This is a genomic window from Paraburkholderia panacisoli (assembly GCF_008369935.1).
In the GTDB taxonomy this organism is placed as follows: Bacteria; Pseudomonadota; Gammaproteobacteria; order Burkholderiales; family Burkholderiaceae; genus Paraburkholderia; species Paraburkholderia panacisoli.
Map to the genome: position 1 here is coordinate 43,152 of NZ_VTUZ01000003.1, position 14,088 is coordinate 57,239.

Consider the following 14,088-nt stretch of genomic DNA (forward strand, 5'->3'; position numbering starts at 1 on the left):
CCACCTGCTCGATAGGCACGGGCTGAGTGCACAAATGCTGGCGCTGGTCGGTGCGATCGTGGTGGAGAAAGGCTTGATGCTGATGCACCGCATTCGCAAGGGGCAGTTCAATTTCACGAAGCTCGGACTCGAGGATACCGCTGGCTGGTCCCGTGTCGTAAAAGTTCCGCGACGCGATCTTCAAGACGACCTTCGACAACATTGCCAGCACGATCAAGACACGCGAGCATGGATTTGCAGACTGCATCGATACCGAGGAGATGTACCTTGAGATGCTGACGGAATTGCTAGAGAACCACTACATTCCGTGACAACGATCACGACGGGAGAGTGCGCGCACACCCGTCGATTTTCAGACTTCGTTCTCAAAGAGGCCAAGAATGTAGTCGCGCACATAAACAATGCGTGGATTGCGCAAATACATCTTGTTCCACGCGAGATACAGATCGTTGGTCGGGGCCTTTTCGCGAGACGTGATCGACACGAGGCGTCCTGTCGCGAGCGCATCGGCGCAAAGATAGTCTGGAAGGACCGTCCACCCGTGGCCACTGGTGACGAGGTTTTCGATGATTCGCAGGTCCGGGATGGTTAGCGCGGCCTGCAGAGTTGGTGCAACCTGAAACATCGATGTCCATACCGTTCTGACAAGGGGTAAATCCTCGTCGTAGGCAATGAGCGGAATCCTCGAAAGTCTATCTGCGGTTGGGCGCTTGCCTAGCTGGGCTGCCATCTCAGGGGAAAGCACGAGAAGGAAACGCTCCGTCAGAAGACGCGCGAAACCGAGCGAATGTTCATCGGGCATGGACGCAGTGATGGCAAGGTCCGCGGTAGACTCATTGAGGAGACTATAGATGCGGTCACGATTGCCCGTGTGAAAACGGATCCGAAAGCTCTCGTTCAATAAAGGAGTGACCTCTGTCGCGATGCGTGAGCAAATGAAGTCTGATGGGCCGGCAATGTGTATGGTGCCGCCCAATGAACTGCCCGTACGATACGAGGCCAACTTCATCTCAAGGCCGTCAAGAAACGGTCCGACGGAACGGGCGAGTTCGTCGGCCGCCTCGGTCGCGGTGACACCGCGTGCGCGACGAATAAATAGCGGCTTCCCGACGAGCGTTTCAAGTGCCTGTATATGCATTGACGCTGCCGGTTGCGTAATGCCGAGACGTTCCGCGGCCTTGGAGAACGATTTCAGCCGATATGCGTCAAGGAAGGTCCGCAGATGGGTAAGGTGGCTCATGGTCGGTGCTCTCGACTAAAGTGGTGCGCCTACGAGATCGATGTTCGGTGGTCATTGGATCAACCGATCGCGGAAATGAGACAGCGGGCTTGCCGTGCGGTGATACCCGCAGGCTCCCGGAAATTCGGAATCCTGCATGCACGTGGCGACCTCTACGGTCGCCGCCAGAGGACCAGGTACCGCCGCGAGCCATAAATGGATTTATGTTTACGGCAAATATTATAATTTCAAATATCGCTGGTCACTCTCTAGACTCGTTTCTGTCCCGGCTTATCCAGCCGCTTACAGTTGCGAGGTTAGAGTTATCGTGCCATTTGTCATCTATATCTTTACGCTCAGCGCGTTTGCGTTAGGGCTTGCAGAGTTCGTCCCCATCGGGCTGACCGACGTCATGGCGCACAGCCTGAACGTCAATATCGAGCAGGCAGGCACGGCCATCACCACATACGCGCTTGGTGCAACGTTCGCCGCGCCGGTGCTGACTGCACTGACCGCGCGCTGGTCACGCAAGAGTGTGATGCTGGTGACAGCGCTCGTATTTACTGGAGGAAGTTTCGTGGCGGCCATCGCTGCGAACCTGCCCATGCTGCTCATTGCACGTTTCGTCGCTGGTATGGGCCATGGGCTCTTTCTCGCGGTCGCCTCAAGCACAGCCGCTCGTCTCGCGGGCTCCAGGAAAGCTGGCAGCGCTGTGGCCGTGGTCTTTGGAGGCTTCACCATCGCGATGGCCATCGGCGTACCGATTAGCACCTATCTGGGCGGCGCGATCGCCTGGCGGCCAGTACTTGGAGCAATCGCGGCGTTCGGCGCGCTTGGTTTCGTCGGGCTGCTACTGGGTATGCGCGATCCGGTCCGCACCACCGACCACGAGTCGTCTGCGTCGGCGGTGCAGGCGCTCAAGTCACTCTTCAATCTGAAACTCCTCGCGGGTGCACTCGTGACCGTGTTCGCCTACGCGGGCTCGTTTTCGGCATACACGTATATCGCGCCCGTACTGACAGGAGTCAGCGGCGTTAGTAGTCACACGGTCAGCATCTTCATGCTCGCCTACGGTGTCCTTGCTGCCATCGGCAACGCCATCGGCGGCAAGATGACCGACCGACTGGGGGTGAGCCGGGCGAGCCTGACAGTGATTCTGGGCATTGCACTGACCGTGCTCGGTATGTGGGCCTTCGCGCATTCCGCTGTCAGCATGGGCGTCCTCGTCGCTCTATTGGGCATGTTCACGTTTGCTGCCGTGCCGGCGTTGCAGGCACGGCTGATCGGCATCGCAGAAACACATGCGCCTCATGCACACGGGGTGGCGGCGGGGCTCAATATCGCTGGATTCAACTCCGGTATTGCACTGGGCTCGCTGCTGGGTGGTCTGACGATCAGTACATTGGGCGTTTCTTACACCGCTGTGACAGGCGCAGCCCTTTCGGCAATCAGCCTGACGATGCTTCTTGCGCAGATGATGCAAAACGGTGGTGTGGCCTATAAGCCTCTACAGGGCACTGGACATTGAATGAGGTAGCCGCGTCACTGTATTGGGGATGCTTGGTGCGTCTCCCTCAAGTCGCCGTTCGCAAAAGAGGGGGCAAGGATAATGCTTGCGAGAAACTCATCAGCACAGGTGCCTATCTGGAGACTATCTGGAGTCTTTTCAGGACTTGCATGACCATCCGGTCTGGTCGAAGCGGCAAATTCATGCCTCCATGCAGGGAACGCTCGCGCGCCGGCCGAAGGGGCCCGTGTGGCTGTTTGCTTACGGGTCGCTCATCTGGAATCCGCTATTCGAATTCAGTGATTCGAGACGTGCGACGTTGGACGGCTGGCACCGTAGTTTCTGCATTCGCCTTGTCGCGGGTCGCGGGAATGTTGAGCACCCAGGCCGCATGCTGGCGCTCGAAGCAGGAGGGCGAACCGAGGGTTTAGCTTTCATGCTGCACGAAGCCGGCCTGGAACGCGAGCTGGGCATCGTGTGGATGCGCGAAATGATTGGCGGTGTCTATCAACCGAAGTGGGAGCGGATCGCTTTTGAAGGGGGCGATGAGACGCACGCAATCGTATTTGTCGTAGATGAGGCACATCCCCTGTACGAAACAGACTCTTCCGTCGGGACCACGGCGCCGATTGTCGCGAGAGCCGCCGGCCATCTTGGTCGCAACGTGGATTACGCGATGCGACTTTCCACTTCGCTTGCGGAACACGGCATGACTGACGCATATGTTGATGACCTTGTCGCCGCTATGCGGGCCGCTGGCGAGAACGAGAACAACTATTGAAGACTGCCGAATGGATCCAGGTAGTGTCGAATGCAAAGCATTCGCTAATGCGAGCATGCAGACATGTCCCGATTGGGCGTAGAGATACTGCGGCGCCGCTTCGTTTTGGCGCGAGCGGTTTGAGCAGCCTTCGCACCGCCTCGCGGAGGGGCTGCCGCTCGCTGCGTTCTCCCAAGACACGCGCTTTGGGGCGACCAACACGGTTAGACGAACTATCCGGCGTGGCCGGCGGACAAGTACGCGTCGATCCCGCCGGCACGTTCGTTGGCCGCCCCGCAGCCAACTCTTTAAGACTCCTACACGCGACAGAAGTCGCAATGATTGAAAGGCGATGACCATGACGACCTCCAGCAACTCCTCTGCCACGCGCATCACTGTGCAGATTCCGACAGCGTCGGGTGACGCGATCGAGGCGTGGGTCTACCTGCCCGAGGGCACCGGCCCCCATCCCGTCGTCGTGATGGCCCACGGTATCGGCGCCATCAAGGCGGGAGGGTTGGCCCCGTTCGCCGAGCGCTTTCGCGAGGAGGGTTTCGTCGCCATCGCCTTCGACTACCGCAACTTCGGCGGTTCCGGCGGGCAGCCGCGCGAAGTGCTATCCGTCCCGCGCCAGCGCGCAGACTACAGCACCGTCATTGGCTGGGCCGTTGAACAGCCTGACATCGACCCGCATCAGGTCATTGTCTGGGGCACGTCGTTCGCCGGCATGCATGTCATCGAACTTGCTGCCTCCGACACCCGACTGGCTGGAGCGGTCGCTCAGGCCCCGCTCACGGACGGCTTGGCCGCTGCGCTGATGGCCCCGCCGAAGAACGGGATTCGCCTCTTCGGGCTGGCACTGCTCGACCTCCTCGGCGCACTGTTCGGCCGCCGGCCGATCTACATTCCCGGTCACGGAAAACCCGGGGAGCTGTCCATCGGCGCTACGCCGGACGGCCTGTTTGGAGAGAGGCTCATGACCCCGAAAGATGGCACGCGATGGCACGACCGCGTCGCCGCGCGGTCTCTGCTGAGCTTTTCGTGGCGTCGCCCCGTGCGACGCGCCGCCTCCGTGCGTGTCCCCTTCCTGCTGGTCGTCCCGGAGGCAGACTCCATTGCGCCGGTGCCTGCCGCGCTCAAAGTGGCCCGCAGGGCACCGCAAGCAGAATTGTTCCGCAGCGCCGGTGGTCATTACGACGTCTACGAAGGCGGAGCAGGGTTCGCGGACGTGTTGCGAACGGAGGTCGCCTTCCTCCATCGTCATGCCAGGACCGCAGCCAGGAGGAAATTGGCGCCCATCCCGAACAGGGTCACTTGAGGGGGCACGCCTGAAGTCTGAGCCAGGTGTGGAACGAACCTTTCCGGGCCTGCGTTGGCAGGCTCGCCATGCGGATTCAACCAGTGGGCGCAACATACTATGACTGTGCGAGCGAATGACCGTTGGAGTGAGTGCGACGAGCGGCAATAATGGGCCGACAGTACGCGCTCAGCCCCTTCGCCGTGAGCCGCCGGTCGAAAACTTTCGTCCGCGCCGGCGGCAGCTTTTCGGCGTCATATCTCAAAGGGTGCAACCGGCCAGGAAGTGACGTTCGATGTTTCCGCGCAGATCGTTGCCAACCGTGTGGGAGTTCGTTTGCAAGTTTGCTCACCGACCCCCGATCCACTGGTTGTTCGTTATCCACGCAGCCCAATCAGTTTCCTCGCGGGTCACGTGGCATGCAACGCGCAATGCCGAACCACGCCGGCCTCAGATTGGGGACCAGGACCCATTAAGGGTAACCCCGAAAATCGAAATTCACCCTTGCGAACAACGCGCTTAATTATCAGCGGCCGCTTTCCTAAACTTGGTATCAACTGCTATGGACTCGATCCCCCGCTGTTGTGCAATACCGGCCTGAGAAGACTTATCGCGCGTCGATTGAGCTGATTGAGACATAGAGGGCATCGTTGGCATAAGCGAGGTGCCGGTCACCTAGGTAGGCCTTAGGCGGGCGTAGATTCTTTCCGGGAATGAAGTGCCTCCCGTTGCCCCGGCCCTGAGCGGCGACCTGTGGTTTGCTTCGCATGCACCACTGCGAACGGTCGCGCGAGTTTGTTTGATCGCCACGAGCCAAGCGTACAACGACTGCTATGGAAAAATATGAATGGATCGTTTGCGTCGAAATTCCAGTCCGATCAAGGAGGAACGGGTCATGAACAAGGCAACCAGCACATTAATCGCGGCCGTCGCCGCACTCACGCTGTCGGCTGGCGCTCATGCACAGAGCAACAACACGCTGGCGACCCCGACCACCGTGTCGCCGGCCAGCGTGTCGCCGGCCAATGCAACGAGCGGCTACGGCACGCCTGGCGTCAACAACTCGGACAGCGGCATGGGTGCCGGGTCGCCGAACTCGGGCCTGCCGAATAGCACGAACAATAGCTCGACGTCCCTCACCAACGCTCCCGGGAGTCACAACACGCTCGCGACTCCGAGCGTAGTGTCGCCGGCCGCCGGCCAATAACAGTTGTTTAAGATGACAACCTGCGCAAGTAAGGGCAAACCGACTAAGCGCCTCAATCGCGTAAGGCGCAGTTGAAATTGTGGCCGGTGCCACAGTTTCGCGACTAGCAGGAGCCAGTTAATTCGATGGACCTACACGGTTCCATGCTGTCCAGCGTCACGGGTAGTAACAACTTCGCGACGAAGCGCCGTCATGGACGCGCAAATGCTGATGGGCGCGTGAGCAGTTCAAGCCCTGGCAGAACTAGACGTCGAGACGCTCAGCGTGTGTCGTAACGGACTATCCTCACGAAATCCGCAAGTCTGGAGTTCGAGTCCCTCATTCGCCACCCATCGTAAGAAAGACCGCTGCTCTCACGGACAGCGGTCTTTTGTTTCTCCCTGACCTTCCGGGCAGCGGTTTGTGGCCGACCGATTGGTTGGATGCCCGTATAGTGACCGAATAACCGCGACTGGCGACACAGTTCGCTACTCCAGGAAAAAGTTAATGCGGCACCGCACATGCTCGCGATACTCGAGGAAGCGGAAGAAGGACCTGACCGCTGCCAATCGCACATTGCGGGTCTCTGCCGAGCGTTGCCTTTCATCTTCAAGGTACTCCGCACTGGTCGATCGGTACACGGATTTGCTCCGGCGCAAGAACCCTTCGGCCAGATCGGAGAATTTCTTCTCGAGCTGCTAATCGCTCATCGGAACTTCCGTACGACACTAACCCTTGTTGAACAGGCTCAAGACACGGGACATAGATTTCGCTGCCAGAGCGAACAGAGCGCCGGAGACGTTGTAGTCGACGTTGTACATCAGTTCCGTCAAATAGAACATGGATAGCGCTATGTGCGGGTGGTACATCGCATGGCTTATCAGGCGTTTCATAGACATCTCACGCTATGTCGTTTGCCCGAATCGGTAAGTCACTGCACGCGAACCGATCTGTGCAAATCAGGTGGCGCAGCGGGTTTCCGAAAACCATCAAAGATGTCGCCGCGAAGGACGGCTGACGTTGATCTGTCACGTTCCGTCCTGTGACGAACTTTGCGTCTCGCACCCGGTTGTCGTCCTGCCCGCGCGTCGACGTTTTTTGCCCGATCGTCCAAGTCTTGCGGATGGTTCGCCTGGCCATTGCCGGGCGTCCAGAAAGATTGCCCGGCACTCCTGCACAAGCGCACGACGCAGCGGCGCGTACGCACTCAAAGGTTCGAGGCAAGCCCAAAGGGAAGGTAATGACGAGGCAAGACGTCGCGGCGTTGACACACCGTGAATCCAAATCGCGATGGCCGCGGAGATCGCAATCGACAGAAGAATGAGCGAACTCAGGACCGCGTGACGCCGGAACCGATCGGGCAAGACACGTTTGCTAACGAGTGCCCGTGGGCCGCCTCGCGCATTATGAGGCAGACTGAACTGAAAGCACCGGTAAGGAATTTGTCATCGACTGCCGCAGCGGGTATAACATGTACCGCTCGGCCATCTGACGAATGACCGCCATCGCGGTTCCTTGTCCGGGAATTCGCATTTCACGCGAGCTAGTCATGGATGCAGTTTCTGACGTACTGCGCGCTGTGCGCTTAAGCGGCGCGGTGTTTCTGAACGGGATCTTCACCGCACCGTGGTGCTTGATAGGCCGCACGGATGCCGCGCTCTGCGGGGCCTATCTACCGCGTTCGGAGCGCGTCGTTTCATATCATCTGATCATAGAAGGGAGTTGCTGGGCGAAGTTGGCAAACGACCCCCGTTCGGCTATTCATCTCAATGCCGGCGATCTGCTGGTGGTGCCGCAAGGTGAAACGCATGTGATGGGCAGCGCCATGGATCTTCCGCCCACGCCGTCGGAGTTGCTATTAGCCGGTCCGATGGCGGAATCACCTGGTGAGGTGATGACGCTGTCCTACGGAGGCGGCGGCGCGACGACTCGCATCGTATGTGGCTTTCTCGCCTGTGACGATACTCTGAGCAACCCGCTGCTCTCATCGCTGCCGCGACTTTTCAAGGTTGATATGCGTCAGGATCCGCGTGCGGCATGGCTTGAGTCCTCTCTAAAGTTCGCTGCCGCCGAGGTGGTGGATTCGCGTGCGGGCGGTACGATCGTGCTGGCCAGACTGTCCGAGCTCCTGTTCGTCGAGGCGGTGCGTAGCTGTATTGAAGCGTTGCCTGCGGACCAGACGGGGTGGCTGGCCGGCGTGCGCGATCGCTATGTGGGGCGTGCACTTTCATTGCTCCATGCTCAATCGGTCCACCCCTGGACCGTCGATGAGCTTGCACGCAAGGTGGGGTTATCGCGCTCAGCGTTGGCGCAACGCTTCACCGATATTCTGGGTCAACCGCCAATGCAGTATCTGGCGCGATGGCGCATGCAGATTGCGGCGCGCGAACTGCGGATCGGCAGTAAGTCACTGGCGGCCGTAGCGGAGCAGGTCGGCTACGAGTCGGAGGCGGCGTTCAGTCGAGCCTTCAGACGGGAATTTGGAATGCCGCCGGCAAGCTGGCGCAGAAGCGAAGGAAAGATGGACGGCGCTCCCGCATCCGAGCAAGCTTCGCGCAGCGCGAGCGGCATCACGTCACCACTGGTTCAGTGACATCGGCTGCCAGGTCCAACGGTGCTTGAATAACATTAGCAAGCGCCTGAACCGATCGTTGGCTCATTGCGCCAATTGGCCAAATCAAATCGCTGGCGTGCCCCACGCAGCGCTCATTCACACACGTCAAAGCTAACGCGGCGTTTCGATCATATCGTCCGGCGGCCCAATCATAGAACCTCGCCCTTCCCAATCGTACATTGAGCGTACCGGAATGCCAGATCAGCCATCTGGTTCTGACCGGTAGATGAAGATTCACAGCTCGACCGCGCAGCGGTCCGTATTGGGAGAAAGGCTATGAACGCAGTACCGCGACTTTCCGACCGCGATCGTTACGCCCGGTGCATTCGGGCTTCAAAGATGGTCAGTTGGGATATCGACCGTGACGTGATTGGCGGCCGCACTTTCGACACGTCCCAGAAGTATCTGCCCGACGGGCTCTCACTGGCGCCGAATTTCTTCACCCTTTCCGGGAGCGAGAAGCGGTTTGTCAGTCAGATTCAAGGGCGCACGTACGCCAACGTGTTCGGACTGGTCGAACGTTTCATCAACGCAAAGGTGCTTGAAGTCAGCCGCGACTACTGGCTCGGCGACCAGGTGGCGCTTGAGGCGCTGGTCCGATTCAGCGACGAGGAGCTCAAGCATCAGGCGCTGTTTCGCCGCATCGACAAAATGATCGGTGAAACGCTGCCCGCTGGCTATCGCTTCGACGTCGACCCTGATGCCATTGCCACTGTGGTTCTCGGAAAGAGCACCTGGGCCGTACTGGCGCTGACGCTGCATATTGAACTCTTCACGCAGCTCCACTACCGTCAGAGCATCAATCCGGACGATCAGCTATCCGAACTGTTCAGGAACGTATTCCTTTACCACTGGAAGGAGGAGAGCCAGCACGCCATCCTCGACGAACTCGAATGGGAACGTCACGACGCCACTTTGACGGCCGGCGAACGCGACAAGGCTGTCGACGAGTTCATCGAACTGGTCGCCGCGATCGACGGCATTTTGCAGGCGCAAGCCACTGCCGACGCGTGCTATTTCGTGGCGAACTGCGGCCGGGCAGTCGACGAGGTGGAACTTCGGTCGGTCGAAGCGAATTTCCTTGAGGCTTACCGGTGGCAATACATCCATTCGGGTGTACGTCATCCCCATTTCGGGGAAGTGCTTCACAGGCTCATCTCCGAAGATCAAGGCATGCGCATCCGGGCTGCGCTCGCCACGTTGCAATGAGCTGATCGAAACTGAACAACCCACGTAGGTAAAGGAGATGAAATATGAATGCCAATGCCCAGACCAACGAACCTACCATCGTCAACGGCCTCAATGTCTATAACCTGGCGAATGCCGTCGTGTTGAAATCGACTCTTGTGGTCGAGTGACTTCGCGAGGGGGCGTGGCGACCTGAATAGTTTCCGTTGCATACGCTCCCGCAAGGTCGAGGCCGAGCTGGCCGCAATCCAATACGGCACGATCGCACCCGTCGACATGTTGCAGATGCTGCGTGCTCGCGGTCGCATGGCGCTTTACCGAGTCGTTCGTCACGGGCATTCCGTGGTCGCGTTCAGCGCGCAAGGCCCTGTGCCGTCGCGCCGGTTGTCCGGCCGGGCCGCAGCATGATTGCCGCCATGACGACCGTCACCGCGATAAATGCCGCCAGCGCCAGCATGCCGCTCGCGAAGTTGCCGGTCGTCTGCCTGAGCACGCCGACCACGTACGGTGCGACAAAGCCCGCGACATTGCCGATCGAACTGACCACCGCGATGCCCGCGGGCGCTTCGGATTCCGCCAGCATTGCCGGCGGTATCGTCCAGAACACGGGCAGGTTGGCGAACGCTCCGAACCCGCCGGCGATCAGCGCGCCGAGGCGCAGCGGTGGATTGTCGGTGAGCGCGGCGACAATCAGCGCGAGCACCGCCACGATGCCGGGGATCAGCAAATGCCACCGCCGCTCGCGCATGCGGTCCGAGCGAGCGCCCCACCAGAGCACGCCGATCGCGGCGGCGACGAACGGGAGCGCCGACAACAGACCGACCGCCGTGAACGAGGCGCCGAACGCGCGCACGATCTGCGGCAGGAAAAAGGTCACGCCATAGTTGGCCGCGACGATGCCGCAATAAATGAATCCGAGCAGCCAGACGCGCGGATCGGACAGCGCCTGCCAGGCGCCCGCGTGGCCCGACGGTAGCGGTTGCGCGCGTCGCTCGTCGGCCAGCGTCGCCGTCAACCAGCGGCGCTCGTCGTCGCGCAGCCACGTGGCATTCGCAGGACTGTCGACCAGCACGCGCAGCACCACGAAGCCGAGGATCAACGACGGTATCGCCTCGATGATGAAGAGCCACTGCCAGCCGCTCAGACCGCCCGCGCCGTGCAGATTCAGGATCCAGCCGGAGAGCGGCGCGCCGATTCCCGCCGAGGCGGGGATTGCGACGGCAAAAGCGCCGATCACGCGAGCCCGATAGGCCGACGGAAACCAGTGCGTCAGGTACAGCATGACGCCGGGGAAAAAACCGGCCTCCGCCACGCCGAGCAGGAACCGCAAGCCGAGAAATTGCCCCTTGGTGTGAATGAACGCGAACAGAAACGACAGCACGCCCCACGTCAGCATGATCCGCGCGAACCACCGTCGCGCGCCGAAGCGGCGCAACGCGAGATTGCTCGGCACCTCGAACAGTACGTAGCCGAGGAAGAAGATGCCCGCGCCGGCGCCGAAGACGGCCGGCGAAAAGCTGAGCTCCTCGTTCATCGAGAGTGCGGCGAAGCTCAGGTTGACGCGATCCAGATAAGCCGCGAAATAGCACAACATCAGCAAAGGCAGAATGTGCCGGCGAATCTTTGCGATCGTGTCTGTCTCGTTGATGGCCATCCTTCGTCTCCTTGTGTTCGTGTCGTTTCGTGGCCTGGATGGCGGGCGCGCCGTGTCGCTGCGCGAGCACCGTGTTACCGGCTCACGGGTGCCCATGCAAACTCGTCGGACTGATGCGTCCTGACTGCGCCGGATGATAGAAGTTCGTCGCATTCACCGGGATTGAGCCCTGCGGATTGCAAAACCTCCAGCGTATGCTCGCCAAGCTCCGGCGGCGGGAGGGTTTGCATGGTGTCACTGTCGGCGCCCACGCGCGGGAATTCCGGCACTTCGAAGTCGAGCCCACGATAGCGAACCGCACGCAATTTGCCGGGCTGATGCGCTTGCGATGCTTCCAGCACACGTTCGAGCGGCAGAACTTCGCTACATCCGACTCTCGCTTCCTTCAGGCGCGCGACCACGTCGTCGAAGCGATGGGCGCCGACCGCCGCCGTCACGATTGCCTCGACCGCCTCACGCGCTTTCTTTCGCTGGCGCAATGTCGCGAGCGATTCATCGTTGGCTTGCGGCAACTGCATGGCTTCGCAGAATTTTCGCCAATGCCCGTCGTTGAGCATGAGCAGGTAGATCCAGCGTTCGTCGGCGGTGAGATAGGCGCCGTATCCCGGCATGCTGAACTCGCCGTGCGGTTCGCGCTCAGGCCGACCTAGCAATTGCGACTTGAGCTGGACGCCCACCAGATCACGCGACGCCACGTGCAATCCGGTTTCGTAGAGCCCGACTTCCACCTGGCCGCCGCGCTCCTCATAACGGGACTGCAGCATCGACGCGAGCATACCGATCACCGCATAGGCGCCGGCGAACTGGTCGTGATACGACGGCCCGAGTCGGCTGGGTCTGCCGTTGATCCGGTTGGCTTCCATGACGCCCGTCGAGGCCTCGGCGACGGGATTGGACGCGAGATCTTCCGCTTGCGGTCCTGCCGCATAGCCGCGGATGTGACAGTAGAGAAGCGCGGGGTTCACTGCGGCGCAATCCTCGCGCGTGACGCCGAGCTTGCGCGCGGCTTTGGGCGCGAGGTTGTGCACCAGCGCGTCGGCATTGGCGATCAGCCTCAGCAATGCCGCGCGGCCCTCGGGCTTGCCGAGGTCGATGCACACACTCTTCTTGCCGTGGCTGTAGGCAATGAAAGTGCCGCTCGGTCCGCCGCGCACCAGGCTGCGCGTCGGATCGCCGTTGGGCGACTCGACCTTGATCACTTCGGCGCCGAGTTGCCCGAGGATATGGGTGGCAAAAGGGGCGGCCAGCATGGTGCCCAATTCGATGATGCGCAGTCCGGCGAGGGGAAGACGTGCCATGAAATTTGCCTGTTTGTAACAAAGATAATGCATTCTATATTCTGGGTAGACTAAGTAAACCTGTGTATTTACTGTGAAAACCCTGAATTGCGGTCGCTGTCAAAGAATATAGAATGCATTCGTATCGTCACTGACTCCACACGACCATGCGCAGAAGAACCTTCGTCTTAACCGGTGCCGCCGTCGCTTCAGCGGCTTTTTCCGACGTCGGATTCGCGCAGCAGGTGTCGCCCGGCATCGACGTCGCGAGCAAGACGGTGACGGTGGGGGCGTTCACGCCGATCACCGGGCCGGTGCCTTTCTACGCGATCCTCACGCACGCGGCGGAGTCCTGTTTCCGGTGGTCGAACGAGACCAACGCGCTCAACGGCTGGAAGATCAAGTACGTGACCTACGACGACGGCTACGAGCCGTCGCGCAGCGTCGCCGTGACGCGGCGACTCGTCGAGGAAGACAAGATCTTTGCGCTCGCGGCGCCGATCGGCACCGCGCAAACCGGCGCCGTGATCCCCTATATCAAGGAAGTCGGCGTGCCGATGATCGGACCGATCGGCGGATCGAGCGCGCTGTTTGCCGAGCGCCTGTCGTTCCCGCTGCTGCCGGACTACGGCTGGTCCGCCGCGTCCAACCTGGACTATGCGCTCAATGGTCTGAAGCTCAGTCGCGTTGCGCTGCTTTGGGAAAACGACGAGCTGGGGCGCTCGGCAAAACGCGGGTTCGAGTTGTACCTGAGCGGGGCGAAAAAGCAGGCGATCGAATCCATCCCGTTCGAAGTGCGCAACACTGATTTCACGCCGCATATCCGGCGCCTCGCGAATGCGAAGGCAGATGTGGTGATCCTGTTCGGCTCCAACGCGAACCTGGCCGCCGCGTTGAAATCGGCCGACCGCCTCGGTTTCGAGGCGAAGTGGATGGCGCAATTTTTCACGGCGGACCCGACCACTCGCAAGCTGGCCGGCCCGCTGCTGGACGGCGTCTACTTTTCTTCGTGGCTGATGCCGGTCACGTCCAACGATGCGCCGATCAAATCCTATCGGGAGAGCATCGCCAGGTACTATCCGAACGATCCGGTTGGTGTGTTCGGCCTGAACGGCTGGAGCAACGGCATGCTGTTCGTCAAGTCGTTCCAGATGTTGCTCGCGAGCGGCAAGCCTCTTACTCGCACGAGTCTCATCGAAGTAATGGAGACGATGAAGAACGCCGACATCGGCGGCGCGCGCGGGGTGAGTTTCAGCAGCGACGATCATCGTGGCGCGCGCCAGGAAGGCATCATCCAGGCGGACGCGGACGGCGGCTTCAAACTCGTGCAGGGTTTTCGCCCGTATCCGGCGCAGGTCTTCGACGCCAAGCTGGCGTAACCGGAGT

At 60.4% G+C, this 14,088-nt stretch carries 12 protein-coding genes; 8 read left to right on the forward strand and 4 right to left on the reverse strand.

What is annotated here, in order from left to right; translation table 11 throughout:
• Positions 1–34: 34 nt before the first annotated feature.
• The gene (locus tag FVF58_RS54655) at positions 35–271 is read left to right on the forward strand and encodes a hypothetical protein (protein ID WP_425468915.1); all 237 of its coding nucleotides are present in this window, start codon (positions 35–37) and stop codon (positions 269–271) included.
• An 81-nt stretch (positions 272–352) separates the two neighbouring features.
• On the opposite strand, the gene FVF58_RS04965 is transcribed toward FVF58_RS54655, so the two are convergent.
• Positions 353–1,240 (reverse strand): LysR family transcriptional regulator, encoded by an 888-nt coding sequence (locus FVF58_RS04965; RefSeq protein ID WP_149668802.1) that lies wholly within the window; start codon positions 1,238–1,240, stop codon positions 353–355.
• Positions 1,241–1,547: 307 nt separating this feature from the next.
• Between FVF58_RS04965 and FVF58_RS04970 the strand changes: the two genes are divergently transcribed.
• The 4 genes from FVF58_RS04970 (at position 1,548) to FVF58_RS04985 (ending at position 5,990) form a co-directional block, all read left to right on the forward strand.
• Positions 1,548–2,747 carry an MFS transporter gene (locus FVF58_RS04970; protein ID WP_149668803.1) on the forward strand — a complete coding sequence of 400 codons (1,200 nt, stop codon included), beginning with the start codon at positions 1,548–1,550 and terminating at the stop codon, positions 2,745–2,747.
• Between the two features lie 145 nt (positions 2,748–2,892).
• Positions 2,893–3,507 (forward strand): gamma-glutamylcyclotransferase, encoded by a 615-nt coding sequence (locus FVF58_RS04975; protein WP_223191122.1) that lies wholly within the window; start codon positions 2,893–2,895, stop codon positions 3,505–3,507.
• A gap of 337 nt (positions 3,508–3,844) precedes the next feature.
• Positions 3,845–4,804, forward strand: coding sequence for an alpha/beta hydrolase (locus FVF58_RS04980; protein WP_149668804.1), 960 nt, complete (start codon positions 3,845–3,847; stop codon positions 4,802–4,804).
• An 874-nt stretch (positions 4,805–5,678) separates the two neighbouring features.
• Positions 5,679–5,990, forward strand: a complete 312-nt coding sequence (locus tag FVF58_RS04985; protein WP_149668805.1) for a hypothetical protein — start codon at positions 5,679–5,681, stop codon at positions 5,988–5,990.
• A gap of 707 nt (positions 5,991–6,697) precedes the next feature.
• Here the strand turns inward: FVF58_RS04985 and FVF58_RS51210 are convergent.
• Positions 6,698–6,862: a hypothetical protein gene (locus FVF58_RS51210; RefSeq protein ID WP_188130734.1), complete on the reverse strand. Its 165-nt coding sequence runs from the start codon at positions 6,860–6,862 to the stop codon at positions 6,698–6,700.
• Between the two features lie 656 nt (positions 6,863–7,518).
• On the opposite strand from FVF58_RS51210, the gene FVF58_RS04995 reads away from it, so the two are divergent.
• Together FVF58_RS04995 and FVF58_RS05000 are read left to right on the forward strand one after the other, a co-directional pair.
• Positions 7,519–8,562 carry an AraC family transcriptional regulator gene (locus FVF58_RS04995; RefSeq protein ID WP_149669121.1) on the forward strand — a complete coding sequence of 348 codons (1,044 nt, stop codon included), beginning with the start codon at positions 7,519–7,521 and terminating at the stop codon, positions 8,560–8,562.
• Between the two features lie 297 nt (positions 8,563–8,859).
• Positions 8,860–9,792, forward strand: a complete 933-nt coding sequence (locus FVF58_RS05000; RefSeq protein ID WP_149668806.1) for a hypothetical protein — start codon at positions 8,860–8,862, stop codon at positions 9,790–9,792.
• Positions 9,793–10,123: 331 nt separating this feature from the next.
• On the opposite strand, the gene FVF58_RS05005 is transcribed toward FVF58_RS05000, so the two are convergent.
• Together FVF58_RS05005 and FVF58_RS05010 are read right to left on the reverse strand one after the other, a co-directional pair.
• Complete coding sequence (locus tag FVF58_RS05005; protein ID WP_149668807.1) at positions 10,124–11,425, reverse strand: MFS transporter; 1,302 nt, start codon at positions 11,423–11,425, stop codon at positions 10,124–10,126.
• 74 nt (positions 11,426–11,499) lie between these two features.
• Positions 11,500–12,723: a CaiB/BaiF CoA transferase family protein gene (locus FVF58_RS05010; protein ID WP_149668808.1), complete on the reverse strand. Its 1,224-nt coding sequence runs from the start codon at positions 12,721–12,723 to the stop codon at positions 11,500–11,502.
• Between the two features lie 146 nt (positions 12,724–12,869).
• Here FVF58_RS05010 and FVF58_RS05015 point away from each other — a divergent pair, with 146 nt between their 5' ends.
• On the forward strand, positions 12,870–14,081 hold the full coding sequence (locus tag FVF58_RS05015; RefSeq protein ID WP_149668809.1) for an ABC transporter substrate-binding protein: 1,212 nt from the start codon (positions 12,870–12,872) through the stop codon (positions 14,079–14,081).
• Positions 14,082–14,088 lie beyond the last annotated feature (7 nt).

Bases quoted from the DNA above. Each gene is read 5' to 3' on its own strand.
- FVF58_RS54655 (WP_425468915.1), top strand. From the start codon at position 35: ATGCTGGCGCTGGTCGGTGCGATCGTGGTGGAGAAAGGCTTGATGCTG.
- FVF58_RS04965 (WP_149668802.1), bottom strand. From the start codon at position 1,240: ATGAGCCACCTTACCCATCTGCGGACCTTCCTTGACGCATATCGGCTG.
- FVF58_RS04980 (WP_149668804.1), top strand. From the start codon at position 3,845: ATGACGACCTCCAGCAACTCCTCTGCCACGCGCATCACTGTGCAGATT.
- FVF58_RS04985 (WP_149668805.1), top strand. From the start codon at position 5,679: ATGAACAAGGCAACCAGCACATTAATCGCGGCCGTCGCCGCACTCACG.
- FVF58_RS51210 (WP_188130734.1), bottom strand. From the start codon at position 6,862: ATGAAACGCCTGATAAGCCATGCGATGTACCACCCGCACATAGCGCTA.
- FVF58_RS04995 (WP_149669121.1), top strand. From the start codon at position 7,519: ATGGATGCAGTTTCTGACGTACTGCGCGCTGTGCGCTTAAGCGGCGCG.
- FVF58_RS05000 (WP_149668806.1), top strand. From the start codon at position 8,860: ATGAACGCAGTACCGCGACTTTCCGACCGCGATCGTTACGCCCGGTGC.
- FVF58_RS05005 (WP_149668807.1), bottom strand. From the start codon at position 11,425: ATGGCCATCAACGAGACAGACACGATCGCAAAGATTCGCCGGCACATT.
- FVF58_RS05010 (WP_149668808.1), bottom strand. From the start codon at position 12,723: ATGGCACGTCTTCCCCTCGCCGGACTGCGCATCATCGAATTGGGCACC.
- FVF58_RS05015 (WP_149668809.1), top strand. From the start codon at position 12,870: ATGCGCAGAAGAACCTTCGTCTTAACCGGTGCCGCCGTCGCTTCAGCG.